This window comes from Alkalibacterium sp. m-11, from assembly GCF_054658155.1.
In genome coordinates, this window is the sequence record NZ_BAAGIR010000402.1 from 1 (window position 1) to 364 (window position 364).

Annotated in this window: 1 protein-coding gene; it reads right to left on the reverse strand. The window is 40.9% G+C overall.

All coding sequences use genetic code 11. The features are described from left to right. Positions 1 to 260, reverse strand: a 260-nt coding sequence (locus ACYQ2O_RS12965) for a helix-turn-helix domain-containing protein (protein ID WP_459796806.1), incomplete at its 3' end; no start/stop codon positions are given. Between the last annotated feature and the right edge of the window lie 104 nt (positions 261 to 364).

Consider the following 364-nt stretch of genomic DNA (forward strand, 5'->3'; position numbering starts at 1 on the left):
AACGAATCATCGAGATGACGTAACGCCGATTGCAATGAGATACTATCCACTTCTCTTAGCCAGTCGATTTCTTTCTTTAGTTCGGTCAGTTGAGCGGAGCAGGAATTGTAGCTCAGTCCTTTGCCCGTGCTTTCGTACAGCTCGTTCCATTTTGCAAGGAAATGGTTGAAGACGAACCGACTGCACCCAATCGTCTTCGCAATCAGGATTTCCTGCTCTTTGTTCGGGTAGAGGCGAAACTTATAGGCTTTGTGTCTCATTGATTTCCACCCCCTTTAAATGATATACTTATTGTATCATTTTAGATATTATTTGTATATCATTAAGGAGTGAAAACAATGGAAAAGCAATCAGTTATTTTACG